The sequence below is a fragment of the Streptomyces sp. AC627_RSS907 genome (genome assembly GCF_019049165.1).
The window spans coordinates 1-638 of the sequence record NZ_JAGMUE010001014.1; the positions used below are offsets into that span (position 1 = coordinate 1).

At 78.7% G+C, this 638-nt stretch carries 1 pseudogene; it reads left to right on the forward strand.

Annotated elements, in window-relative coordinates:
* Positions 1 to 638: pseudogene (locus KUM32_RS39975) on the forward strand (hypothetical protein); the annotation flags it as partial.

Here is a 638-nt window from a genome sequence, read left to right on the forward strand (position 1 = left end):
GCGTGATCCGGGTGGGGCACTCGGTCCGTACGTTGCTCGACGACGAACAGACCGCGCGCGCCGCACACACACCGCACGCCGCCCCCGGCACCACCACGGGCTCGGCACCCGTACTCACCGTCCCGCACGCCTCACCCGCCCCGAGCGGCCCGCGCCTGACCGAGTTGGCCGAGGCCCTCGGCTACTGGGCCGCCCGCCACCAGCCGCTGCCGGGCGCGGTGGACGGCGGCGGCGCGGCTCCCCCCGCGGCAGCGCTCGCCGCGGCAGCGCCCCCCGCGGTAGCGCTCGCCACGCTCCCCCGCCTGGCGGACCAGAGCGGCGGCATCCGCGACCGGCTGGCCCGCGTCCCCACCGTCCCCGGCTGGCAGCAGGCGGCCGGCGCGCTGCACGTACCCGACGACCCCGACCTGGCGTACGAGCAGCTCGGCCGGCTCGTACGGGCCGCCACCCACCGGTACGCCACCCACGGCCACGGCGATCCGGTCATGCTCGTGCACGCCGCCACCGCGCCCAGTGCGGTGCTGCGTACGCTGCCCGCGCTGCCGCGCGCGCTGTGGGCGCCCTCGTTGCGCGCCGTGTGGCCGCCCGTGGCCGTGCTCATGATGATCTACGGGCCCGCCGCACCCTTGCCCGCGCCC